Raw genomic sequence first — 24,037 nt, 5'->3', positions numbered from 1 at the left:
GTCCGTTCGCCGCGGACCGGCACAACGTTCGTGGGGGACGGGGGAGTCGGTGGAGTCTTTGCGGCCTGGTGACCTGCCGGAGATCGGCGGGTACCGCCTGCTGGCGCGGCTCGGCGAGGGCGGAATGGGCGAGGTGTTCCTGGCCCGGACGCCCTCCGGCCGGCCGCTGGCCCTCAAGACCGTGCACCGGGAGCTGAGCCTGGATCCGGACTTCGCCGAACGGTTCGCGCGGGAGATACGCACCAACGACCGCGTCCGCAGCCCGTGGACGGTCTCGGTGGTCGACTTCAGCCCGCCGGGGGTGCTGCCGCAGTGGCTGGCGACGGAGTACATCGCCGCGCCGTCGCTCGGCGACTGGGTACGCCGGTACGGGCCTCTGCCGGAACCGGCCCTGCGGTGCCTGGCCCGGGAGCTGTCGGCCGCGCTGGTCACCGTACGGGCGGCGGGCGTCGTGCACCGCGACATCAAGCCGGCGAACGTGCTGCTCGGTCCCGAGCGGCCCTTCCTCATCGACTTCGGCATCGCCCGAGCCGTACGCGACCCTCGCCATACGCAGACGGGCGCGGTCATCGGCACGCCCGGCTTCCTCGCGCCGGAGCAGGCGATCGGCGCCGTGGCGCAGTCTCCGGCCGACGTGTTCTCGCTGGCCGCGGTCCTCGTCCACGCGGCGACCGGCCGCAGTCCCTTCCTGACGGGCGGCGAGGAGCTGTCGCTGCCCGCCCTCCTCTACCGGATCGTGCACGACGAGCCCGTGCTGGACGGTGTACCGGAACCGCTCCTCGCGTTGGTACGGGAATGCCTGTCCAAGGACCCGGCCGCGCGGCCGACGGCCGAGGAGGTACGGGCACGGCTCGGCGCGGCGGAGGAGGGGGACTGGAGCGCTGCGGCGCCGCCGGCCCTGATCGCGGAGGCCGGCCGCCGGGAGGCCGAACTCCGGCGGCTGATGACCGCATCGCAGCCGCCGGCCGGAGCCCCGGTGGGGACCGGCACCGCGCCGGTTCCCCCGCCGCCCCCGCCGTTCGCCCCGGCATCCTCGGCGAGCGGGTCCGGGCGGGGCTCTCGGCGGCGCCTGGTGATCGGCGCGGCCGCCGGTGCCGCTGCGGTCGCGGCGGCCGTCACGCTCGCGATCGTGCTGCCGAACGGCGACGACGGCCGCGGAGGCGGATCTTCCGCCACCTCGCCCTCGCCGTCGCCGTCCACGTCGGCGTCGACCGCCGGGTCCTTGCCGGAGTCGTGGGTCGGCACGTGGTCCGGCACCGGGCCCGGTACACCGAACGCGGACGGGATCACCCGGGCGAGGACGGGTGAGTTCGCGGTCGTGGTCACGCTGAACGCCGGGGCCGTGGGCGACATAGTCGGCAAGCAGGTCAGCGACGTCAAGGAGGTCTCCTCCGGGCGCGATCTGGGCTGCACGGAGGCCCTCAAGCTCCAGCAGATCAAGGGGAACACCGCGGTCTTCGCGGCGGTGACCAGCCATCCGACCGACCGCGAGGCCACATTCGACTGCCCCCAGGGCAACCTCTACGTGCTGACGCTGGAGTCGGCGGACCGGCTGACGCTCGCATCGGAAGGCGCCCAGTCGGCCGGAGCCCCGGCGGCCCTGACCCGCAGCCGCTGAACCCGCCGGCCCCGGCAACGAACCCGACGTCGAACCCGACCCCGACCCCGACTCCGGCGCTCAAGATCATCGGGTGCAGAATGACCCGTATGTCGATAACAAACACGCCGAAAACGGCGACGATTGACGACGCGTCACTGATCGGCCGCACCTTGGCCCTCGCGTTCGACGACGACCCGATGATGCGCTGGTTCTTCCCCGACGAGGCCGCGCGCGAAGCAAGGCTGGCCCGGTACTTCAGCACGATCTTCACCCGGCAGTACGTGCACCACGGCGTCTGTGAGTACACCGACGTGGCAGCCGCCTTCTGGGTTCCGCCGGGCGCGCAGGACAAGGCCGTACCCGACGCCGAGACCATCCAGGAGCTCTCGGAGATCCTGGGCGACCGGGCTCCGCTGTTCCGGCAGGCCGCGGAGGCGGCCGCCGGGGAGGGGCCCCAGGAGCCGCACTGGTATCTGGCCGTGGTCGGCGCGGATCCGGCCGCCCAGGGCCAGGGCCACGGAGCCGCCCTCCTCCGCTCGGGCCTCGCCAAGGCCGACGCGGCCCGCCTGCCGGTCTACCTGGAATCCTCCAAGCCGTCCAACCTCCCCTTCTACGAGCACTTCGGCTTCACCGTGCTCGGCGAGGTCCAACTCCCGGGCGGCGGCCCGACCCTCTGGGCGATGCGCCGCGAGCCGGTTCGCCGGCCGGCCGACGCCTGAGGCCTTCATGACGGGAGGCGCCGACGGCTCGCACGCGGCGCCTCCTCGAAAGACTGGGCATTTGCGCGCCCTTACCTCTTCATAACTTGAACTTTCAACGCAGTGTCATTCATACGGATAAGGCACGCTAATTGCCGAATTGCGTCGATGCGGAGCGTGATGGCAACGTTGCCATCACGTTAATAATTCACTTCTTGACGAGGGTGTCGGCGCCGAGTTGACTGCGTCTACCTCGGCCGCAAGGACACGGCCTGCTCAGGGAGGTTTACGTCGTGAACACGCATCTCGGTCGGGTCGTCGTAGCTGTCACCGCTGCCGCGGTCTCCGCCTCGCTCACCGCCTGCGGCAGCACGGAGAGCGCCGGGTCCGGCGGCTCCGCCAAGAGCGAGGCCATCAAGGTCGGTCTCCTGCTCCCGGAGGACCAGACCGCGCGCTACGAGAAGTTCGACAAGCCGCTGATCGAGAAGGAAATAGCCAAATTCACGCGCGGTAAGGGCGAAGTGGTCTACGCCAATGCCAAGCAGGATGCGGCCGCCCAGAACGCCCAGGTCGAGTCGATGATCGCCCGCAAGGTGAATGTCCTCATCATCGACGCGGTGGACGCGAAGGCCATTGCCGGCGCGGTCAAGAAGGCCAAGGACGCCAAGATTCCGGTCATCGCCTACGACCGCCTCGCCGAAGGCCCGATCGACGCCTACACCTCCTTCGACAACGAAGACGTGGGCAAGGTCCAGGGCAAGGCCCTGCTGGAGGCGCTCGGCGACAAGGCCAAGGACGGCCAGATCGTCATGATGAACGGCTCGGTCACCGACCCGAACGCCAAGGGCTTCAAGTCCGGTGCGCACTTCGTCCTCGACGGCAAGGTGACCGTCGGCAAGGAGTACGACACCGTCGACTGGAAGCCGGAGAACGCCAACGCCAACATGGCCGCCGCGCTCTCCGCACTCGGCAAGGGCAAGATAATCGGCGTCTACTCCGCCAACGACGGCATGGCGGGCGGCATCATCGCCGCCCTCAAGGCCGCCGGAGTCTCCGCCCTTCCCCCGGTCACCGGCCAGGACGCCGAACTGGCCGGCGTGCAGCGGATCGTCGCGGGCGAGCAGTACATGACCGTCTACAAGCGGTACGCCCCCGAGGCCGCAGCCGCCGCGGAGATGGCCGTCGCCCTCGCCCAGGGCGAGAAGATCGACGGACTCATCAACCAGATCGTCGACAGCCCGACCACCAAGGGCGTGCCGTCCGTGCTCGTCCCGGGCGTCGCGCTGACCAAGAACAACGTCAGGTCGACCGTGGTCGAGGACGGCGTCTACACCATCGCCGAGATCTGCACCGACAGGTACCGGGCCGCCTGCGAAGAGATCGGCCTGAAGTAGCCCGAAGCGGCCGTACGGTCGGTCAGTCGCCGGCGGACTCCAGGCGGACGCGGAACAGTGCTCCGCCGCCCCGCGAAGTCTCCAGTTCCAGTCCGCCGCCATGGGCCCGTACGAGCGCCGAGGCGATCGCCAGGCCGAGCCCCGCCCCGCCGCCCGCCTGCCGGCTCCTGGAGGCGTCCACCCGGTAGAACCTCTCGAAGACCCGGGCCGCCTGCTCCGGCGTCAGACCCGGACCGGAGTCGGCCACCTCGATCACCTCGGCGCCGCCCGCACTCCCCACCCCGATGCGTACCGGCGAACCCGCCGGCGTGTGCGCGACGGCGTTGCCGACCAGGTTGGCGATGACCTGGCGCAGCCGCGCCTCGTCGCCGCACACCGGGGCGGGGCCGGGCAGGCCGACGCCGCCCGGACCGGTCAGCGTCACCTCGCGCGTCGGATCCAGCGCCCGGATGTCGTGCAGGGCGTCCACCGCGAGGGTGCGCAGATCCATCGGGGCCAGCTCCAGCGGACGCTGCTCGTCCATCCGGACCAGGGTCAGCAGGTCCTCCACCAGACCGCTGAGCCGCACCGCCTCGCTCTCGATCCGGGCCATCGTCCGTTTCACGTCCGCCTCGTCGGCGAGCGCGCCCATCCGGTACAGCTCCGCGAAGCCCCGGATACCGGCCAGCGGCGTACGCAGTTCGTGACTGGCATCGGCGACGAAGCGCCGCATCTGCTCCTCCGACGCGGCCCGGACCGCGAACGCCGACTCGATCTGCGCGAGCATGCCGTTGAGCGCGCTGGTCAGCCGCCCGGTCTCGGTACGCGGGGAGGCGTCCGGCATCCGGTGCGAGAGCGGGCGCCCGGCCGAGATCTCCGCCGCGGTCTCCTCGATCCGCCGCAGCGGGCGCAGCCCGGCCCGTACCGCGAACCAGCCGGCAGCGGCGAGCAGCAGCGACACCGCGACGCCGATGAGCTCGAAGGCGGTGGCCAGGTGGTCGAGGGTGGAGGACACGTCGTCCAGCGGGGCCGCGACCACCACTCCGGCGGGCAGCGCCGGATCGTCGCTGCCCACGGGCACGATCAGCACCCACCAGGTGCCGTCACCGTGGTCGCTCGGGACCTCGAACGCCCGCCCGAGCCTGGCCCGCAGCTGCGCCCCGTCCATCGCCGGCCACAGCGGGCCCGGATCCCCGGCCGCGACGGGCTCCCGGAACTGGTCGGACACCCTGCCGTCGGTGTCGGCGAACGCCACCACGTACTGGCTCGGCAGCCAGGCCCGCCCCGGCCCGCCGCCCGCCCGCCCGAGGTGCGGCTGCGGGGTGCCCTCGGCCCGGACCCGGTACGCCACCGAGTTCCCGTACCGTTCGAGCTGCTGGTCCAACCGCCCCACCAGCTGCGCGCGCACCGAACCGAGGACGACGGTGTCGCTGACGGTCAGCCCGAGCGCGACCAGCGCGATCGAGAGCAGCACGAGCCGCGAGCGCAGCGACAGGGGAAGGCGCCTCGCCATGTCAGGTCTGCGGGCGGCGCAGGACGTACCCGATGCCGCGCACGGTGTGGATGAGTTTGACGGCGCCGTCCGCGCCCGAGTCCACCTTGCGGCGCACGTACGAGATGTACGACTCGACGATGCTGAGGTCGCCGCCGAAGTCGTACGCCCACACGTGCTCCAGGATCTGCATCTTGGACACGACGCGATCGGCATGGGTCATCAGGTACGCGAGCAGTTTGAACTCGGTGGGGGAGAGGGAGACGGGCCGGCCGCCGCGCAGCACCTGGTGGCCCACCGGGTCCAGTTCGAGGTCGCCGGCGACCAGGCGGCCCTCGCCCGTCGGGGCGCCGGTGCGGCGCAGGATCGCGCGGATCCGGGCGATCAGCTCCTCCAGGCTGAACGGCTTGGTGACGTAGTCGTCGCCGCCGGCCGTGAGTCCGCTGATCTTGTCGTCCACGCCGTCCTTCGCGGTGAGGAAGAGCACCGGCAGGTGCTCGGCCCCGGACCCGCTGCCGACCGCCTCGCGTAGACGGCGTACGACGGCGAATCCGCTGATGTCGGGCAGCATCACATCCAGCACCACCAGGTCGGGCCGCTCCTTGGCGACCGCCGCCAGGGCGTCGGCGCCGTTCGCCGCCGAGGTGACCCGGAAGCCGACGAACCGCAGTGAGGCGGACAGCAGCTCCCGGATGTTCGGCTCGTCGTCGACGACGAGCAGGCTCGCCTCGGGCGTGGCCGTGTCCCTGTCCAAGGGGGCGGTTCCTTCCTCTCGTGCTCAGCCCCGGCCGCCGCCTGCGCCTGCGCCTCCGGATCCGCTCGCGCCTGCGAATCCGCCCGCGCCGCCCTGGGCGACGGTCGTCGCGGCGACATCGCCGGCGGAGGTCTGGCTGCCGCGCACGGTGACGGTCTGACCCGGCTGGAGGTCGGACACCTTGCCGCTCTTGGCCTGGGTGATCTGGGTGTTGGTGTCGGTGGTGACCTTGACGACGTTGCCCTGGGCGTCGGTGACGTAGAGGGTGGTGCCGTCGACGAGCTTCACCGTACCGGTGGTCACGCCGGCCCCGGCGCCCGGGCCGCCCGTCGCTCCGCCGAAGCCCTGCCGCGGGCCGCTCTGCCCGGTTCCGCTCCCGCTCCCGCTCCCGCTCCCGGTTCCGGTTCCGGCGCGGCCCCGTCCGGTGGCTCCCTGCCCCTGGCCGGTGGTCCCGTTGCCCGCCTGGGCGGAGCCCGTACGTCCTTGGCCGCCCGCCCCGGCCGCGAAGTTCCGGCCTCCGGATCCGGCCCCGGGTGAACCCTGGAGGTGGCTCTTCTCGACCAGGGCGCCCCCGGTGAACGCGAGCCCGGCCACCACCCCGCCCGAGAGCAGCAGCGTCAGCCAGGGCAGCCGGGGCCGGGGCGGAGCGGCGAGCTCCGCCGAGATGTCCCGGGTGTCCGGCGGTTCGGAAAGGATCCCCTCGGGATCGCCGCCGGGGCCCTGCGCGGCGGGGTGTTCCACGATCAGCTCCTCCGGGAAGGGGTCCTCCCCGGCCGCCGATGTGGTGAACACCTCGGCGAACGGCGCGTACCGGTCGTCGCCGGTCTCGGGCTGCTTCTCCAGTTCGGTGCGGCGTCGTGCCATGTCAGCTTCTCCCTGTTCCCGCGTGTGCCGGCTCACTCGTGCCGCAGTGCTTCGATGGGCCGCAGGCTCGCGGCCCGGTTGGCCGGGTATCCGCCGAAGAACAGCCCGATCGCCACGGCAATGGCGAAGGCGCCGACGACCGACTCCGGTATGACGACCGGCTTGATGCCGACGATGGTGAAGTGCGAGCCGATCAGCCCGGCCGCGACGCCGAGCCCGCCGCCGATCAGCGAGAGCAGGGTCGACTCGGCGAGGAACTGGCCGAGGATGACGCCCCGGGGCGCCCCGATCGCCTTGCGGATGCCGATCTCGCGGGTCCGCTCCGTCACCGTGACCAGCATGATGTTGGTGATCCCGATGCCTCCGACCAGCAGGGAGATCGCGGCGACCGCGCCCAGCAGCACGGTGAACGTCTTGTTCGTCGACGCCTGTGTGGTCAGCAGCGATTCCTGGCTGGACACCCGGAAGTCGAGGGCGGCCGGGTCCTTGATGCCGTGCCGCCCCATCAGGACGGTGGTGATCTCGCTCTGCGCCCCGGCCGTCGCCTCCGCGGACGTGGCCTCGACGAGGATCTGGCTGACCGAGCCGAAGCCGGTGAAGGCGTTCTGCACGGTGGGCAGCGGCGCGACCACCACGTCGTCCGGGTCCTGGAAGCCGGTGCCGCCCTTGGCGGCGAGCACCCCGACGACGGTGAACGGCGTGCCGCCGAGCACCATCTTCCGGCCGACCGGGTCGGCCGTGCCGAACAGGTCGGCGGCGGTCGTCGAGCCGATGACGGCGACCTTGCGGGACGCCAGTACGTCGTCGCCGCTGAAGTAGTCGCCCTTGGCCACCTTGCTGTTGGAGGCCTTGAAGTACGCCGGGTACGTGCCGACGACCTGGCCGACCGTGTGCGAGGTGCCCTCGTAGAGGGCGGTCTGCGAGGTGGTGACCTCGGGCGCCACCGACTCGATGTGCGGCGCCGCCGAGGGGTCGGCGAGCGCCCGCGCGTCCTCGACGGTCAGGGGCTTGGTGCCGCTTGCGGTGGCGGAGCCGGAGCGCGAGCCGCCGAATCCGCTGCCGGAGGAGACGGTCAGGGCGTTGGTGCCGAGCTTCTCGATGGAGTCCTTCACCGCCTGCGAGGAGCCGTTGCCGACGGCCAGCAGCAGGATGACCGCCGCGACGCCGATCAGCACGCCCAGCATCGTCAGTGCGGAGCGCACCTTGTTCGCCGCGAGGCCGCCGAAGGCGAAGCGCAGCGTCTGGAACGGGTTCACCGCAGGCCTCCGGCCACAGCGCGCGCGGGCTCGGACATCGCGGGAGGGGGACCGCCGACGGGCGCCTGCCGGACGTCCTCGACGATCTGCCCGTCCACCAGGCGCAGCACCCGTTTGGCGTGCCGGGCCACCTCGTCCTCGTGGGTGATCAGGACGACGGTACGGCCCGACGCGTTGAGCCGGTCCACGAGGGCCAGGACCTCCTCGGTGCTGTGGCTGTCCAGATTTCCGGTCGGTTCGTCGGCGAGCAGCATCGCGGGCGCGGTGACGAGCGCGCGGGCCACGGCCACGCGCTGCTGCTGACCGCCCGAGAGTTCGTTGGGGCGGTGGTCCAGGCGGTCGGCCAGACCCACCAGGGTCAGTGCCGCCACCGCGCGCCGGCGCCGCTCTGCGGCCTTCACCCCGGCGTACGCCAGCGGCAGTTCCACCTGGGCGACGGCGCTCGTACGGGGCACCAGGTTGAAGGACTGGAAGACGAAGCCGATCTTGCGGTTGCGGACCAGCGAGAGCTGGTGCTCGTCCAGGCCGCCCACATCGATCCCGTCGAGGAGGTAGCGGCCCGACGTGGGGACGTCCAGGCAGCCGAGGATGTTCATCAGCGTCGACTTGCCCGAACCGGAGCTGCCCATGACGGCGACGAAGTCACCCTGCTCCACGAGGAGTTCGACACCGGGCTGGCGGCCCGTGGCGGGATCGCGCGGACCGCCGAGCGCGCGTACGGCGGCGTCGCCGTGCCCGTACGTCTTGAGCAGCGCGCGCACCTCGATCACCGGCGGCGTCATCCGCGCCCACCCCCGCCCCCGCCGGTGCGGAAGCCGCCCGCGCCGGTACCGCGATTACGGGTGGCGCCCGCTCCGGCGCCACCGGGGAACGCGCCGCCCGGGAAGCCTCCGCTGCCGGTCGAGGACACGGCGGCCAACTGCACCTGCTCGCCCTCCGTCAGCCCGCTGAGGATCTGGTCGGTGCTGTCGCCTTCGAGGCCGACGGTGACCGGCGTCCGTACGGCGGTGCCGTCCCCCTTGACGACGGTGACGCTTCGGTTCGCACCGGTCCCGGACACGGCGGCGGTCGGAACCGAGAGGGCGCCGGACGCCTCGCCGACGACGACCTGGATGCTGGCGCTGAGGCCGCTGCGCAGGTCGTCGGTGGGGCTCGTGATCGTGAGCGTGGCCGCGTACTGCACGGCGCTCCCGCCGCCCGAGTTGCCGCCGCCGGAGGAGGAACCGCTGCCGGTGGGCAGGGAACTGACCGACAGGACCTGTGCGTTGAGGACCTTGCCCGCCATCGCGTTGAGCGTGACGGTGGCCGGCTGGCCCGGCTTCAGCTTGAGGGCGTCGGCTTCCGAGAAGTTCGCCGTCACCTGCATGCCGGACGGGTTGGTGAGGACCACGATCCCGGAGAGGGAGGCCGGGGAAGCGGCAGCGGAGGAGGCGGAGTTGGCGCCGGAGCCGCCATTGCCGCCATTGCCGCCCCCCGTGCCGCCGCTGCCGTTCGTACCGGACACCGTGTCGCCCACCTTCGCCGAGACGGACGCGACCGTCCCGGCGGCCGGTGCCTTCAGTACGGTCCCGTCGACGGCGCGCTGCGCGGCGTCCACGGCGTTCTGCGCCTGGGTGAGCTGGGCGCGGGCCTGGGCCACCTGCGCCGGATCCACGGTCGGCGTCGGTGTCGGGGCCGGAGCGGAACCGCCCCGCGAGGACGAGGCGCCGCTGCCCGAGGCCGAACTGACCTGTCCCGCCTCGGCCTTGGTTACGTTCGCCTGGGCCGCCGTCAGCGCGGCCCGGGCCTGGGTGAGCGTCTCCGTCGCGGCGGTCGAGTCGACCTTCCCGAGCAGCTGTCCCTTGGTGACCTTGTCTCCCGGCTTGACGTCGACCTCGGTGAGCCGCCCGCCGGTGGTGAAGTTCACCCCGACGTCGCTCGGCGAGCTCAGTGACCCCGAGCCGGACACGGTCGCGAGGACGGCGCCCTTGGTGACCGCGACGGTCCGCGCGCCGCCGCGCGCCGGACCGTCGCTGCCACTGGTCACCGCCGCATACGCGCCGCCGGCGCCCGCGAGGACCGCCACCGAGAGCACCGAGTTGATCAGGACGGCCCTGCGCCGCCGTGGGAGCACCTTCATGGGGCGGGATCCTGTCCGCCCGCACTTTGGAGCGTCTGGGAGCTTCCTGGGAGTTCCCTGGGAACGCCACGCCCGGCCGAAGCGGGCATAGCGTCCGATCCGGTGCGTACGGTGCGGACTCCGTCCACCCCCGGGGCGAGCGGGCCCGCGCACTGTCAGGAAACTCCCAGCGGATGCCCCGGTTGCCCCTATCTCCGTGCGGTTCAGTCGCGGTCGCCGACGCGCCCCTGCCGTCGGCGGCCCGACCTAGGAGACGACGGACATGCCCTGGACCACGCCCCGGCCGACTGCCGCGCTCTCCGCCGTGGCCCTTGCGGTGTGCGGACTGCTGCTCGCGGGCTGCGCCTCCGGCGCGGGCGCCGCGAGTACGGCGGCCTCCGCCTCCGCCTCGGCGGCCCCGTCACCGGACGCCAAGGCCATGGACGCGTACCGCCAGTGCCTGGCCCAGCACGGTGTCACGATGGCTCCGCGCCCGACCGGCACGCGAGGGCCCGGCGCCGGTGCCGGTGGCTGGGGCGGTGCGTCGGGAGGCCCCGGCCGCAGGGCGTCGGCCGACCCGCAGCGCAACGAGGCGACCCAGGCGTGCGCGGATCTGCGCCCGCAGTTCAACGGTCGCGGCGGCGGCCCCGGCGGCGACAGCAGCGCCATGAAGGCGTTCACCAGCTGCCTCAAGGACCACGGCGTGGTGCTGCCGTCGGCCACCCCGAACGCGCCTGGCATGAGGGGCTTCCCCACCTCCGACCCGCAGTCGGCGCAGGCCTTCGAGACCTGCAAGGCCCTGCTGCCGCAGCGCGGCCAGAACACCCCCAAGCCGGGCGTGAGCCCGTCGGCCTCCGCACAGACCTGAGCGGCGTGCCGCGGCCGGATGGCCGTGACACGCCGCTCGCGGCGGGCCGGCGGTTCACACGCTCTTCGGTGTGGCCGCCGGCCCGGTCGCCCCGTCAGGGGCGGGATCGATCAGCCGTTGCGGTGGTGCCGGCGGCCGTCCCATGAGTCGGAGTCGAGGACGTTGCCGCGGTTGTCGCGGAGCGTGGCGCTGTCGCGCTCGTCCCACACCTGGTGGTGGCGGTCCTGGTAGACGTCGTGGCGGGTGTCGCGGCCCTGGCCGGTGTGGACCTTGACGCTGGAACGGCCGTCCAGCCGGAAGTCCTTGAACTGGTAGCGGTTGCCCTGCCGGTCCGTGAGGGTGAAGCCGCGCAGGTTGACGGCGTGACGGCCGGTGTTCTTCACCTCGACCCATTCCCCGTTCAGGGCACGGGCGGAGCGGTCGTTGCGACCGGGGCTGTCGTACTGGACGTCGCCGATGACGATCGAGGACTGCGCGCCCCGGTGGTCGCGCCCGTGGTTGTCGGCGGCGGCCGCCGGCAGGGCGGCGGCGCCGACCAGGGCGCCTGCGGCCAGAAACGCGGAGAGGACCCGGCGGGTGGCGAGAGAAGCAGACATGAAGATGACCCCTTCAACAGACAGCGGCCCTTCCCGGCCGTGAAGGCGGGTGGGCTCCGATCAGTTCCCGGCGTCCTGCCGAGGAGGCACACTCTGGCCCCCAACCACCCCCAAACGCCACCAACGCGGGTCGTGTTGCCCAATGCAGACATACCCGTGACTCTTGCTTGTATCGGGCATCTGTCAAGGCCGTGCTGACACGCACAACGGGAGCGCGCGACACAGGCCATGGGAGGCCTGGAGACGGAGCCTTCCCCCGTGTGCGCCCGCCGCACGGGACGCTCTTCCCTCCCTGCGCCGAATGGGTTCAGGGTTTGTAACGGGCGTTCGGCGGGGCGTCAGAGCGACGGCAGGTTGACGGTCGGGGCGGGGCCCGGTGCCCGCTGTCCGCGGATCAGCGGGAGCAGGACGGCCGCGCCCGCGAGCGAGAGGAGCGCCGCGACGCGCAGCACGCTTTCGATGGCCGGTCCGTCCGAAGCCGCCCGCTGCTCCGAGCCGCTCAGGACCTCCAGAACGGTCGCCGCCACCGCCACGGCCATCGCGCCCAGCAGGACCAGCGACGTCAGCACCAGTCCGGAGGCGGCGGCGAGGCGGCTCGACGGGACGTACGACTGGGTGGCCACGTTCGTCAGCGCCCAGCCGAGGCCGATCCCGAAGCCCACGACCGCGAAGACGGCCGTGTACAGCGGGAGCGGGTCGGTCCAGGTCAGCGCCAGGAGGGCCACGCCGCTCAGCAGCATCCCGCCCGCCATCAGCGTTTCCGGCCGCCGGTGCTGGGCGAGGTGGCCGGACCAGTAGCTGGCGGCCCCGGCGCCGACGGACAGTGCGAGGAAGACCAGCCCGGCGTCCAGCGGGGAGAGACCGCGGACCTGCTGGAGGTAGAGCGCGGAGAGGACCGCCACCAGGCAGTACACGATGTTGGACACGGAGCCGGCCAGCGTGACCGTCACGAACGGCCCGTTGCGCAGCAGGGACAGGTCCAGCAGCGGCTCGGCCGTCCGCCGCTCGATCAGTACGAACAGGGCCAGCAGGAGCGCTCCGGCGGCGAAACAGGCCAGCGTCGCCGCGGAGGCCCAGCCCCAGTGGCCGCCCTGGTCGACCGCGATCATGATGGCGGTGAGACCGCCCGCCACGGTGACGGCTCCGGGGAGGTCCAGGCCGTGACCGGCCTCCTCGTCGCGGGTGTCGGTGACGAACCGCAGCATCAGGAAGGCCGCGACGGCGCAGAAGGGCACGTTCAGCAGGAACACCGCCCGCCAGCTGACGTGCTCGGCGAACGCACCGCCCACGAACGGGCCGAGTGCGGTGCCGATCGCGCTGAAGGCCAGCACCGTACCCACCGCGCGGCCCTGCCGGTCGTCACGGAAATGGGCGGTGACGACCGCCACGGCCACGGGGAAGACCATCGCGGCCGTGGCCCCCTGGACCACCCGGCCCACGACCAGCCAGACCTCGTTCTGCGCGGCGGCGCACACGACGGACACCACGGCGAAGCCGACCAGACCCCAGACGATGACGGTGCGCCGCCCGTGGACGTCGGCCGCCCTGCCACCCGTGATCATCAGCGCGCCCAGCGTCAGCATGTAGCCGCTGACCAGCCACTGCAGATTGGTGGTCGGAGTGGAGAAGTCCCGGGCGATCACGGGCAGCATCAGGTTGAGGGCGAACCAGTCCATCTGGACGAGGAGCATCGACAGTGAGGCGGCGGCGATGACCGCCCGGTCCCGGCCCGAGAACAGCCGCCGGCGGGGCGACCCGGTTCCCACGTTGCCCACGCCCATGAACACGTCCCGTCCACAGCCCCCGGCGCCCCCTCCCACCAGCATGCGCCCGCCCGCCCCACCAGGCACCCGGGGCCGGGAACCCTGCTGGGACGGCTCCCTGGGCGGGCTCCTAGGCGGGCTCCCACAACTCGACCCGGTTGCCCTCCGGATCGGTGACCCAGCCGAATCGGCCGACACCCTCCATGTCCTGCGTCTCCTCGGCCACGTCCGCGCCCTTGGCACGCAATTGCGCGAGCATCGCGTCCAGATCGCGGACCCGGAAGTTGAGCATGGTCTGCTGGGCGGGGGACCCGAAGTAGTCGGTCCCGGACTCGAACGTCGCGAACACCGTCGGCCCGGCTCCCTGCTGCCACAGGCCGTGCTCATCGGCATCCAGGCCCAGGCACTCGCGATACCAGGAGCTCAGGGCCGCCGGATCGGCCGCCCGCATGAAGTACCCACCGATTCCCGTCACACGTTCCATGCCGCCATGCTCCCAGCACGGCGGGTCGGGCGGGCAGTCGCCACACAGCGCCACACGGCACCACACAGCGCTGCGCCGCCACCGCCGCCGGGACCCGTCAGGGGATCAGTACGCAGTGGTTCTCGATCACCCTGCCACTGCGATCCAGACCACCGCAGATCGCCAGCCGCGGATACGCCCTGAACTCGCGGTTGACCACGAACCGGGCCTGCGATACGCCCGCCCTGCTGTTCCGGTAGTCGCCGACGAAGGCCCGCAGCGTCCCCGGCAGTCCGTCCCTGGTCGTGACGGTGATGTCCTGGACGTAGTCACGCCCCTGGTAGGCGGTGGCCACGCAGATGTAGGTCCCGCACGTGGCCTTGACCTCGGCGCTCGCCGGTGCCGCGGTCACCAGCGCCATGGCGGACGCCGCGGTCAGAGCCGCTGCCACGGTCGCCGATCGGCGCCACGCGGGTGTCACCGACCGGACCGTCTTGTGGCGTACGAAGTACATGAGATCCCCTCCGAGCTGTGCCGGCCGATTGCACGACGTATCCACCGTGTCACGTTCAGTTCCGTTGGGGCATGCGGCAACGGTGAACATGCGGTGAGGAGGCTGAGGATCCGCGGATACGGTATCCGCCGGCCCCTTGTGAGAAACGCGCCGCCGTGATGTGACCCAGGACACGGGAACCGCCCGCGTCCGGCAGACAAGAACCCGACGTGGACTATTCAATGCACGCCCGGATACGAGCCGGGGACCCGGAGGCCTTCCGGGCGCTCTTCCGAGACCACGCCCAGCTGGTGCACCGGCACGCCGTACGCGCGACCGGGGACCGGACGCTCGCCGAGGACATCGTCTCGCTGACGTATCTGGAGGCCTGGCGCCTGCGCGAGAAGCTGCGGGACGAGGGCGACAGCCCGCGCCCCTGGCTCATGGGCATCGCCGTGAACGTACTGCGCAACACCACGCGCGCCGCCCGCCGGCACCAGCGCGCGCTCGGCCGGCTCCCGGTCAGGGACACGGTGCCCGACTTCGCCGACGAGCTCGTGGCCCGCCTCGCCGACGCCGATCAGCTCGCCGCCGCCCAGCGCGCGCTGCGCGCACTGCGGCGCAGCGAGCGGGAGGTCTTCACCCTGTGCGTCTGGTCCGGACTGGGCTACGCCGAGGCCGCGGCCGCGCTCGGCGTCCCGGTCGGCACCGTACGTTCCCGCCTGTCCCGCGCCCGTACCCGGCTGCGCAAGCTCTCCGAGAAGGAGTTGGCGAGATCCGGGGAACCGCTTTCCCGCTCCGGACAAGTACAGGGCGGCCGCACTCCTGCGGCCCGGTCACAAGAGTCGCAGTCCTACGAGGAGGAATCCCGATGATCCGCAAGAAGTGGCGGCGAGACGAACCGCTGGACCACGCGGAACTGGGACGGCTGCTGCCGCCCCCGGGAGGCCCGGACCTGCCGCTCGACCGTCAGAGCCTGCTTGAGGAGCACCTGATGAACGAGATCCAGCAGATCGCCGCCGCCCCGGCTCCGGCCGGGGACCGGGCCCCGTCCCGCCGGTCCGTACGACGGCCCCTGCTGATCGGCATCCCGGTCACCGCCGCCGCGCTCGCGGGTGTGATCGCGCTCAACGCCGCCCAGGGCCCGACCGGCGCCGGTGCGTCCGCCCGTACCACCGCGGTCGAGGCGCCCGTCGTATCCATAGAGACGGGCAGCTCCGAACAACTCGCCTCCACCGTCGAGCAGATCGCCGCGGCCGCCGCCAGGACGGGCCTGCCGGACCCGGGTCCCGGCCAGTACGTCTACATCAAGAGTCAGGTCTCGTACCAGTCGACGTCCGTGGACGTGGACAGCGACCGGTCCAAGACCTGGGTGCAGCCGCTGCACACCCGCGAGGTGTGGAAGTCGCCCGACGGGACGAAGGGCTGGCTCGACGAGCCCGGACAGCAGCCCGAGGGCGGTATCACCCTGGACAAGGACGCCCCCCGCTCCAAGCCCGTCAACGGCCAGGACATCCCCGGAGAGGCCGTCAACTTCTCGTACGACTGGCTCAAGGCACAGCCTGCGGACCCGGACGCCCTGTTGACGGCCATCCGCGCGGCGGGCGGCAGCGGACGCGACCGGGACCAGGAGGCCTTCGAGCAGATCGGCTCGATCATCGGCGAGCAGGTCGTGCCGTCGCGCATCGCCGCGGCGCTCTACCAGGCGGCGGCCAAGATCCCGGGCGTCGTCGTCGTCCAGCACTCCCAGGACGCCGCCGGGCGCGACGGGATCGCGCTGGCCCGCGTCGACGAGCGGCGCGGCGCGCGCACCGAGTTGGTCTTCGACCGCTCGACGTACGCCTACCTCGGCAGCCGTGGCGTACAGATCAGGCAGGAAGGCGAGACCGAGCCCGGAACGGTGGTCGAGAGGACGGCCGTCCTGGAGCGGGGCGTGGTGAACGGACAGAAGGAGCGTCCGACGGGCCGGCGCACGGCCTGACCCCAGCCCGAATAGCCGAGCGGGCCCCCGAGGTCCCCTTGTACTCTCGCCGCCATGGATGACCGCACCACGCCCACCCTGCTCCTTAACCCGCCCCGCACCACCACGGCGGAACTCCTCGCGCAGGCAGCGGTGTGGCGCGGCCATGACGTCGTCGCCCACGCCAAGCAGGCCGAGGGCCGCGAGACGTACTGGTACGGAGGCCCGCTCGCCGCCGACGTCCTCTCAGGCCGGCTCGGCCTCGGGCTCCTCGAACCCGCCGACGACTGGCTGGCGACGGTGCCGCATCCCCTCCTCCGGCGGTCCGTGCGACTCACGACGCTCGCCGAGGCCCGGTCCCTGCGGGAACCCGCCTTCGTCAAACCGCCCTCCGCGAAGATCGACCTGCTCCCCGCCGCGGTGTACGAGGACGGAAGCGCACTGCCGGCCGCCCTCGACGCGGCCACACCGGTCCTCGTCAGCGGCGTCGTGGAGTTCGCGGCCGAGTACAGGCTGTTCGTGCTCGACGGGGAGGTCGCCGCCGGCAGCCGCTACGCCGTGTACGGGCGCCCCGATCCCGCACCGCTGGACGCACCCGCCCGGGCCTTCGCCCGCGAAGTGCTCGAAGCCACGGCCGGCGGGCTGCCCAGCGCCGTGTGCGTGGATGTCGGCCGGCTCGCCGACGGCGGCTGGGCGATCGTCGAGGCCAACATGCCGTGGTTCGCACACTGCTACGCGGCCGAGCCCGACGCCGTCCTCGACGTCGTACTCCGCGCCGCGGGCCCGCTGACCCACGTGGCCGCCCGGGACCTGCCGTTCGTCCGCGAGACCGGGACCCGGCCGAAGGAGCCGGCGGCCCGTCCCGTGGAATGGTCGCTGCGTTCCGCCGAGCCGGCGGATGTCGAGACGGTCGTCGAGCTGCGGGCGATCGTGATGCGCCCGGACCTGGAGCGGCTGGGACGGTTCGACGAACACCGGGTCCGGCAGCGGCTGCGCGATTCCTTCTCCACGCAATACACGTCGGTCATAGTGGCCGAGGGTGCCTTCGCGGGCAGCGTCACCCTGCGCCCGGCCGAGGACGGGTGGTGGCTGGAGCATTTCTATCTCGCTCCGGGCCTGCACGGCCGAGGCCTCGGATCGGCCGTCCTGCGCTCCCTGCTGCGGCGGACCGACAGCGACGGCGTGCCCGTACGGCTGAACGTCCTGCAGGGCAGCGCCGCCCGGCGGCTGTACGAGCGCCACGGTTTCACCGCGGTGGCAGAGGACGCGATCGACGTCTTCATGCTGCGCCTGTCGGGCGCCAGCTGACGTACTCTGAGCGGGCTTTCGAACTTGTTCAAGCCGTAAGAGAAAAATGGGGGGGCCGGTGCGTAGTCGCCGACTCGTGGTTTCAGCTGCCGCCATCGCGGCGAGCGTGGGTCTCATACCGGGCGTGGCGCAGGCCGACGGCCCGGGCGCGGCCGGAGCTTCAGTGCCGCCGGTCGAGGTTGCCGCCGACGAGGCCGGGACGTTCCAGAGCCCGGGCGACCGGACGGTGCGAACGGCCCTGCCGGGCAGCGAGGTGAACAAGGCGGCCTCCGCGTCCGCCGCCGCCTCGAACCTCGAAGTCGTGATGTCGGCCGACATCACGACCGCGCGCGGTATTTCCCTGAACGTCAACCTCTACAACGGCGTGCCCGTGGCGCACGAGGTCACCATCGCCTGGGGCGACGGCACGACGGACACCATCACCATGAACGGTGGGGAGGCGCGCGGGCACAACAAACACACCTATCCGAGGCCCGGCGACTACACGATCACCGTGACCGCCACGGACAGCGTCAACAAGGTGCAGGCCGTGAACCGGCTCGCGTTCTCGACGGCCGGTTCGTACTTCGTCCCGCACACCCCCACCCGGCTCCTCGACACCCGGTCCGGCCTCGGCGCGGCCAAGGCCAAGGTCGGCGCCTACTCGTCGGTCTGGATGAAGGTCGCGGGCAAGGGGAACGTCCCGGCCGGGGCCGCCGCGGTCGTCCTCAACGTCACCGTCACCAACACGACCGCCGGCGGACACGTGTCCGTCTACCCCGCGGGCAAGCAGCGGCCCGAGTCCTCGAACATGAACTACGTCGCCGGACAGACCGTTCCGAACCAGGTGATCGTGCCGATCGGCAAGGACGGGTACGTCGAGCTGTACAACGGCGGCTGGAACTCGGTCGACCTGCTCGCGGACGTGACCGGCTACTTCGACCGGTCCGCGAACGACGGCTACACCTCGCTGAACCCGGTCCGTTTCGTCGACACCCGTGAGGGGCTGGGCGCCGCGCGCGGCCAGGTCGCCGGGCAGGGCACGTTCGGCGTGCAGATCACCGGCAAGAGCGGAATTCCCGCCGGGGTGAGCGCCGTTGCGCTGAACGTGACCGTCACCAATCCGCGGGAGGCCGGCCACCTGACGGTCTTCCCGAGCGGGCAGACGGCGCCGACCACGTCCAATCTGAACTTCACGGCAGGTCAGACGATCGCGAACTCGGTCATCGTGCCCGTCGGCGCCGACGGGAAGATCAACGTCCGCAACGGCGCCTGGGCGGGTACCGACGTCATCGTCGATGTGGTCGGCTACTACGGCGCCGGCAGCAAGGCGGCCTTCACGAGCACGACGCCCGGCATCCCGACGGGCGGCCCGTGGCGGCTCCTGGACTCGCGCCGCTGGGGCGGCGCCGGTACCTGGCCGTGTCTCGCCGGCGGCTACATGCCCATGGACATGGATTCCGGGAATCGCGACCGCCTTCCCGTCGAGGCGTACGTACTGAACGTCACCGTCACCAGTACCTCCGGTCCCGGCTTCCTCTCGGTGGCCCCCGACCCGTACGCGATGGACGCGTACAGGAACGGGAGCCCGACCCCGCCGCCGCGGCCCGTGTCCTCCACGCTGAACTGGACGGCGGGCAAGGACGTTCCGAACCTGGTCCAGGCGAAGCCGGGCCCCCACGAGGTCATCGACCTCTGGAACCAGAGCAGCCGCGAAGCCCACTACATCGTCGACTGGTTCGGCCAGTACGACGCCTACTGATCCCGCGGCCCACCCGCCGCACGCCGGCGGCCCCTGCCTCGCGTAGTACGGCAGGGGCCGCCCGCCGGCCTCAGGAACTCGTGAGGACGACGAGCCTCTGGGTCGCCCGGGTCATCGCGACATAGCGGTCGACCGCTCCTGCGACGCCCTCGCCGAACGCCTCCGGGTCGATGAGGACGACCAGGTCGAACTCCAGGCCCTTCGACAGCTCCGGGGTCAGCGACCGGACGCGGGACGTCGCCCGGAAGGAGGGATCGCCGATGACGCAGGCGATCCCGTCGGTGTGCGCGGCGAGCCACGTGTCGAGGACGGAGTCCAGATCCGCGACGGATCCGTGCACGACGGGAATACCGCTGCCCCGGACGGAAGTCGGCACGTTGGCGTCGGGCAGCACGGCCCGGATGACCGGCTCCGCCTGCGCCATGACCTCTTCCGGCGTGCGGTAGTTGATGCTCAGGGAGGCCACCTCGATCCGGTCGAGCCCGACCCGCTCCAGCCGCTCCCGCCACGACTCCGTGAAACCGTGCCTGGACTGCGCCCGGTCCCCGACGATCGTGAAGCTCCGGGACGGGCAGCGCAGCAGCAGCATCTGCCACTCCGCGTCGGTCAGTTCCTGGGCCTCGTCCACGACGATGTGCGCGAACGGGCCGGCGAGCCGGTCCGGGTCGGCGCCCGGCAGGGCGCTCTCGTCGATCAGGCTGTCCTGGAGGTCACGGCCGCGCAGCATCCTCACCGCACCCTCGCTGTCGTCACCGGCCGAGTTGAAGTCGGCGGCCGCGAGGATGTCGTCGATGACTCCGGCCATGCGTTCGCGTTCGGCGGCGACGGCCGCGTCGTGCCGGAACTTGCGCCGGGCCGCCTCCGGGTCGCCGAGCCGCTGCCGCGCCGCGTCGAGGAGCGGCAGGTCCGACACGGTCCAGGCCTGCGCGTCCGCGCGCTGCAGCTTCCGTACGTCCTCGCGGCCGAGCCGGGGGGCGCACAGCCGCAGGTAGGCGGGCACCGACCACAGGTCTCCGACGAGGTCGGCCGCTTCGAGCAGCGGCCACGCGCGGTTGAGGGTCGTGACCAGCTCCTCTTCGTGCAGCAGCGCCCTGCGGAGCTGGTCGGGCGACACCTCGTCCTCATCGTCGTCGAGCTTGTCCATCAGGATCGTGAGCAGCCCGTCCCAGATCCGTTCGCGCGCCTCGTTGTGCGGGACGCCGGCCGCCTCTTCGAAGGCCTCGGTCCAGTCGGCGGCGCTCAGCCACAGGTCGGCCCAGGGGGTGGACACCGTCATCCCCTCGGTGGGCGGCTCCTCGTAGATCCTGACGGCCTTCTCGATCGCCTTCACCATGTCCGCGGACGACTTGAGCAGCGCCACGTCGGGGTCGGTCTCGGCCGGGGCTGCGGCTCCCTCGGGGAGGAGGTCGCGCACGGTGCAGGTCTGTACGCCCTCCTCGCCGAGGCTGGGCAGGACGTCGGCGACGTAGTTCAGGTACGGCTGGTGCGGACCGACGAACAGCACGCCGCCCCGGCGGTGCCCGAGGCGGGGGTCGGAGTAGAGGAGGTGGGCGGTGCGGTGCAGGGCGACGACGGTCTTGCCCGTGCCCGGACCGCCGTCGACGACGAGGGCGCCGCGGGAACCCGCGCGGATGATGGCGTCCTGGTCGGCCTGGATGGTGCCGAGGACGTCGCGCATCCGGGGCGAGCGGGTGCTGCCCAGGCTGGCGATGAAGGCGGACTGGTCGTCGAGCGCGGCGTGTCCTTCGAACCCGTCGGCGGTGAACACCTCGTCCCAGTAGTCGCCGATCCGGCCGCGGGTCCAGCGGTACCTGCGGCGGCTCGCCAGACCCATCGGGTCGGCGTGGGTCGCGGCGAAGAACGGCTCGGCGGCGGGGGAGCGCCAGTCGATCAGGAGCCGGCGCCCGGCGCCGTCGGTGAGGCCGAGCCGTCCGATGTAGACGGGCTCGGGGTCGTCCGCGCCGACGATGCGACCGAGGCACAGGTCCAGTCCGAAGCGGCGCAGGGCGCGCAGTCGGGAGGTCAGCCGGTGGATCTCGCTGTCCCGTTCCATCGCCTCGCGACCCAGGCCGCCGGGCGCCTTGCGCAGCTCGTCGAGGCGGTCGGACAGCTCGGTGACGGCCTGCTGAAGGCTGTGGGCGAGGGCCGCGAAGTGCTGCTCGTCGCGGGCGATCAGGGTCGGGTCGGCCTTGGGGGAGAGGTGGTCGGGGAGGTCGAACGCGCTGGTGGTCTTCGTTGTCAACACAGGCACCCCGTGCATCTCCTATTTCCGCTGCTTCTGGCTACGAGGAGCGATTTTGCGGTACCGAGGGGGCCTTGCCGCAAGCCCCCCTGTGCGCTATAAGTTAAGAGTGGCAAGGGGTGAGCACTCCCCCTTCCGCAACCTCCCCCTCTCGCAGCGGCCGCTCCAAGAGCGTGCGTACGGCGGGGACACTTACGTCGTTCGACGCGCGCCCCCGCCGGCTCATCCCCGCGGTCGGGCTACTTGGGGGTCACCCAGACCTGACGCTCGTTGGTGTTCGCCTCCTTGTAGGCGTACGTCGGCGTGCACATCACGGGGAACTCGCCCGAGTCCGTGCCCTTGACGCAGTCGCCCTTGGTCAGGCTGCGGTTCGCGTGGGTCAGGCCCAGTGTGTGCCCGATCTCGTGGCTGACGTGGTTGCGCATGATGGCCTCGCCCATGGCGGCGGTGGGCTTGCCGGCCGGGGTGAAGAACTCGTCGTCGATGTAGGCGTGGCCGCTGGTCACCGTGTCCGCAAGGGAGGAGGAGGTGAAGCCGCAGCTCAGGTTCGCGGTTCCGGATCCGTCGCGGACCACCTTCCACCCGGTGCTGCCCATGCTGCCCTCGCCCGCCGGCGGCACGCAGGGGCGGTGCAGCACGCCGATGACCACCTCGCCCCTCGGGCGGGAGTAGTCCCAGCCCACGGGGTGGGTGTCGACGGTGACGGGGAGGTTCGTGATGCGCTGGAGGTCGGCCGCCGTCGCCTTGACGTACGGGCCAGCCAGTCGGCGGACTTCTGGTCGTAGAACTTGATCGTGTAGCCGGTGGCCAGCCACTTGGTGGCCCCCGAGAGCTTCCATCCCTCGCCCTGCGGAGGAGTGGCCGCGGCTGCCCCGGCGGCCACGGCCGAACGGCTCCCGCCGATGCTCATGACGCCGCTGCTGAACGGGGTGTGGTCGCCGGCGGAGACGGCGGCGTCGCCGTCCGCAGCGTCGGGTGCCTCCCCCTCAGGCAGCGCTGCTTCCTCGGGTGTGGCGGACGGATCGGCGCCGGCGGAGGCCACGGCGCCGGTGTCCTCGGTGCCGAAGGCGGCGGGGGCCAGCAGACCGCCCGCGGCGGCCACCACGGCACACGCCGCCACCAGAGGTATTCGATACTTGGCCCGGTCGGGTGTGGTCAGCCGGTTGCGGGAGCGAGGGGTTTGTGGCCGGGGTAGACGTGATCGGGGGTCACGATGGCGGTGACCGCCTGGCCGAAGAGGGTGCTGGGCTCCTGGCCCTCGTACCGGTCGTCGGTGTTGAGGAGGATGACCATGGTCGCCTGGGCCTGCGGCAGGTAGACCGGGAGGACCTCGTACCCGGGAATCGAACCGTTGTGACCGATCCAGCCCTGGACGTTGAAGATGCCCAGCCCGTAGCCGTCACCCGGAAGGTTCATCGGGGTGGTCTTCAGCCGCTCGGCCTGGGTCGCGGGCGTCAGCAGCCTGCCGGTGGCGAGGGTGCGGGCCCAACTGCGCAGGTCCTGCAGGTCGGAGACCATCGCTCCGGCGGCCCAGGCCCAGGAGGGGTTCCAGCGGGTCGAGTCCTCGGTCTTGCCCGAGGCCGTCTGGTTGGTGTAGCCGTGAGCGTACGGATCCGGCATGGCCGCACTCGTGGGGAAGACCGTGTGGCGGAGCCCGGCCGGTGCCAGGACCTTTTCCGTGATGACCTCGTGGAGCGGCCGTCCGGTGACCTTCTCCACCACCAGGCCGAGCAGGATCAGGTTGGTGTTGGAGTAGTCGAACTGTGCGCCCGGAGGGAACTGCACGGGGTGCTTGAAGGCGTAGTCGAGCAACTGCCGGTGCGTGAAGCTCTGTTCCGGATCGGCCTGGAGCTTCTTGATGAAGTCCCCGTCCAAGCTGTAGTTGAAGAGCCCGCTGCGCATGCCGGCCAGTTGGCGCAGGGTGATGCGGTCCCCGTTCGGAACGCCCTTGATGTACTTGCCGATGGGGTCGTCTAGGCCGATCCTCTTCTGGTCGACGAGCTGGAGGAGGGCGGTGACCGTGAACGTCTTGGTCTCACTGCCGATGCGTACGTGGAGGTCGGTCGCCATGGGTGCGCGCGTCGCCTTGTCGGCCACGCCGAAAGTCCTCACGTAGCTCCCCTTGCCGGGGGCCCACAGCCCCACGGTCACACCCGGCACCTGCGTCTCACGCATGACCTGACGCACCGCCGCATCCAGTCGCGCGGCGACGGCAGGCGTGAGCTGCACGAAGCCCACGTCGGTGGTGGGGGTGGGGGAAGGGGAGGGGGCGGACACCGCCGGGGCGGTTGCCGCCCCGGCCGCCGCGGAGCCCGCGGCGGCCGGTCCGATGAGCGCGCCTGCGGCGGCGGCAGCCACGCAGGCCCGGCGCAGCCGGATGTGGGTCGGCTTCACGGCACGCTCTCCTGTCGTCCGAGGGCCCAGACAACAATCACCAGCGTAGGCCCGCCCCAGGCCGGTCGCGCGGC

At 71.8% G+C, this 24,037-nt stretch carries 21 protein-coding genes and 1 pseudogene; 9 read left to right on the top strand and 13 right to left on the bottom strand.

Translation table 11 applies throughout. From position 1 onward, the window contains the following. Window positions 1–49 precede the first annotated feature (49 nt). The 3 genes from OG509_RS03705 (at window position 50) to OG509_RS03695 (ending at window position 3,692) form a co-directional block, all read left to right on the top strand. Window positions 50–1,618 (top strand): serine/threonine-protein kinase, encoded by a 1,569-nt coding sequence (locus OG509_RS03705; protein ID WP_406180068.1) that lies wholly within the window; start codon window positions 50–52, stop codon window positions 1,616–1,618. A gap of 80 nt (window positions 1,619–1,698) precedes the next feature. Beyond that, window positions 1,699–2,319 (top strand): GNAT family N-acetyltransferase, encoded by a 621-nt coding sequence (locus tag OG509_RS03700; RefSeq protein ID WP_406180067.1) that lies wholly within the window; start codon window positions 1,699–1,701, stop codon window positions 2,317–2,319. Between the two features lie 272 nt (window positions 2,320–2,591). Further along, on the top strand, window positions 2,592–3,692 hold the full coding sequence (locus OG509_RS03695; RefSeq protein WP_406180065.1) for a substrate-binding domain-containing protein: 1,101 nt from the start codon (window positions 2,592–2,594) through the stop codon (window positions 3,690–3,692). Between the two features lie 22 nt (window positions 3,693–3,714). Here the strand turns inward: OG509_RS03695 and OG509_RS03690 are convergent, their stop codons facing one another. From OG509_RS03690 to OG509_RS03665, 6 genes are read right to left on the bottom strand one after another with little or no spacing between them, the layout of a single operon-like run. Next, window positions 3,715–5,184: a sensor histidine kinase gene (locus tag OG509_RS03690; RefSeq protein ID WP_406180063.1), complete on the bottom strand. Its 1,470-nt coding sequence runs from the start codon at window positions 5,182–5,184 to the stop codon at window positions 3,715–3,717. Between the two features lies 1 nt (window position 5,185). Next, a complete protein-coding gene (locus OG509_RS03685) occupies window positions 5,186–5,917 on the bottom strand; it encodes a response regulator transcription factor (RefSeq protein ID WP_406180061.1) in 732 nt (243 codons plus the stop codon). A gap of 24 nt (window positions 5,918–5,941) precedes the next feature. After that, complete coding sequence (locus OG509_RS03680) at window positions 5,942–6,781, bottom strand: hypothetical protein (protein ID WP_406180059.1); 840 nt, start codon at window positions 6,779–6,781, stop codon at window positions 5,942–5,944. Between the two features lie 32 nt (window positions 6,782–6,813). Next, entirely contained in the window at window positions 6,814–8,037 is a 1,224-nt protein-coding gene (locus OG509_RS03675; protein ID WP_406180057.1) for an ABC transporter permease, read from the bottom strand. Continuing rightward, entirely contained in the window at window positions 8,034–8,819 is a 786-nt protein-coding gene (locus OG509_RS03670) for an ABC transporter ATP-binding protein (RefSeq protein ID WP_406180055.1), read from the bottom strand. Before OG509_RS03670 ends, OG509_RS03675 begins: the two co-directional genes overlap by 4 nt. Beyond that, the gene (locus tag OG509_RS03665; RefSeq protein ID WP_406180054.1) at window positions 8,816–10,156 is read right to left on the bottom strand and encodes an efflux RND transporter periplasmic adaptor subunit; all 1,341 of its coding nucleotides are present in this window, start codon (window positions 10,154–10,156) and stop codon (window positions 8,816–8,818) included. The genes OG509_RS03670 and OG509_RS03665 overlap by 4 nt, the downstream gene beginning before the upstream one ends. Before the next feature lie 262 nt (window positions 10,157–10,418). Between OG509_RS03665 and OG509_RS03660 the strand changes: the two genes are divergently transcribed. Continuing rightward, window positions 10,419–11,003 carry a hypothetical protein gene (locus OG509_RS03660; RefSeq protein ID WP_406180052.1) on the top strand — a complete coding sequence of 195 codons (585 nt, stop codon included), beginning with the start codon at window positions 10,419–10,421 and terminating at the stop codon, window positions 11,001–11,003. A gap of 110 nt (window positions 11,004–11,113) precedes the next feature. Here the strand turns inward: OG509_RS03660 and OG509_RS03655 are convergent, their stop codons facing one another. The 4 genes from OG509_RS03655 to OG509_RS03640 form a co-directional block, all read right to left on the bottom strand. Then, a complete protein-coding gene (locus OG509_RS03655) occupies window positions 11,114–11,599 on the bottom strand; it encodes a lamin tail domain-containing protein (RefSeq protein ID WP_406180050.1) in 486 nt (161 codons plus the stop codon). 338 nt (window positions 11,600–11,937) lie between these two features. Further along, window positions 11,938–13,425 carry an MFS transporter gene (locus tag OG509_RS03650; RefSeq protein ID WP_406180048.1) on the bottom strand — a complete coding sequence of 496 codons (1,488 nt, stop codon included), beginning with the start codon at window positions 13,423–13,425 and terminating at the stop codon, window positions 11,938–11,940. Between the two features lie 67 nt (window positions 13,426–13,492). Further along, window positions 13,493–13,846, bottom strand: coding sequence for a VOC family protein (locus OG509_RS03645; protein ID WP_406180046.1), 354 nt, complete (start codon window positions 13,844–13,846; stop codon window positions 13,493–13,495). A gap of 97 nt (window positions 13,847–13,943) precedes the next feature. Next, on the bottom strand, window positions 13,944–14,339 hold the full coding sequence (locus OG509_RS03640) for a hypothetical protein (RefSeq protein WP_406180045.1): 396 nt from the start codon (window positions 14,337–14,339) through the stop codon (window positions 13,944–13,946). 209 nt (window positions 14,340–14,548) lie between these two features. Between OG509_RS03640 and OG509_RS03635 the strand changes: the two genes are divergently transcribed. The 5 genes and pseudogenes from OG509_RS03635 to OG509_RS03615 all read left to right on the top strand — a co-directional run bounded on the left by OG509_RS03635 (window position 14,549) and on the right by OG509_RS03615 (window position 19,327). Further along, window positions 14,549–15,193, top strand: a complete 645-nt coding sequence (locus tag OG509_RS03635) for an RNA polymerase sigma factor (protein ID WP_406180043.1) — start codon at window positions 14,549–14,551, stop codon at window positions 15,191–15,193. Beyond that, window positions 15,190–16,299, top strand: a complete 1,110-nt coding sequence (locus OG509_RS03630) for a CU044_5270 family protein (protein WP_406180041.1) — start codon at window positions 15,190–15,192, stop codon at window positions 16,297–16,299. The genes OG509_RS03635 and OG509_RS03630 overlap by 4 nt, the downstream gene beginning before the upstream one ends. 54 nt (window positions 16,300–16,353) lie before the next feature. Next, window positions 16,354–17,031, top strand: a pseudogene (locus tag OG509_RS03625) (ATP-grasp domain-containing protein); the annotation flags it as partial. A 123-nt stretch (window positions 17,032–17,154) separates the two neighbouring features. Continuing rightward, window positions 17,155–17,586, top strand: coding sequence for a GNAT family N-acetyltransferase (locus OG509_RS03620; protein WP_406187451.1), 432 nt, complete (start codon window positions 17,155–17,157; stop codon window positions 17,584–17,586). Window positions 17,587–17,662: 76 nt separating this feature from the next. Next, entirely contained in the window at window positions 17,663–19,327 is a 1,665-nt protein-coding gene (locus OG509_RS03615; protein ID WP_406180039.1) for a PKD domain-containing protein, read from the top strand. Window positions 19,328–19,397: 70 nt separating this feature from the next. On the opposite strand, the gene helR is transcribed toward OG509_RS03615, so the two are convergent. The 3 genes from helR to OG509_RS03600 form a co-directional block, all read right to left on the bottom strand. Further along, window positions 19,398–21,569 (bottom strand): RNA polymerase recycling motor ATPase HelR, encoded by a 2,172-nt coding sequence (helR, locus tag OG509_RS03610; RefSeq protein WP_406180038.1) that lies wholly within the window; start codon window positions 21,567–21,569, stop codon window positions 19,398–19,400. 239 nt (window positions 21,570–21,808) lie between these two features. Next, window positions 21,809–22,384 carry a zinc-dependent metalloprotease gene (locus tag OG509_RS03605; protein WP_406180037.1) on the bottom strand — a complete coding sequence of 192 codons (576 nt, stop codon included), beginning with the start codon at window positions 22,382–22,384 and terminating at the stop codon, window positions 21,809–21,811. A gap of 340 nt (window positions 22,385–22,724) precedes the next feature. Continuing rightward, window positions 22,725–23,963, bottom strand: coding sequence for a serine hydrolase domain-containing protein (locus OG509_RS03600; RefSeq protein ID WP_406180035.1), 1,239 nt, complete (start codon window positions 23,961–23,963; stop codon window positions 22,725–22,727). Between the last annotated feature and the right edge of the window lie 74 nt (window positions 23,964–24,037).

Origin of the sequence: Streptomyces sp. NBC_01006 (genome assembly GCF_045162725.1) — a bacterium.
Classification (GTDB): Bacteria; Actinomycetota; Actinomycetes; order Streptomycetales; family Streptomycetaceae; genus Streptomyces.
The sequence above is the reverse complement of the archived record's forward strand: the minus strand, read 5'-3'. Positions and strand labels throughout refer to the sequence as shown.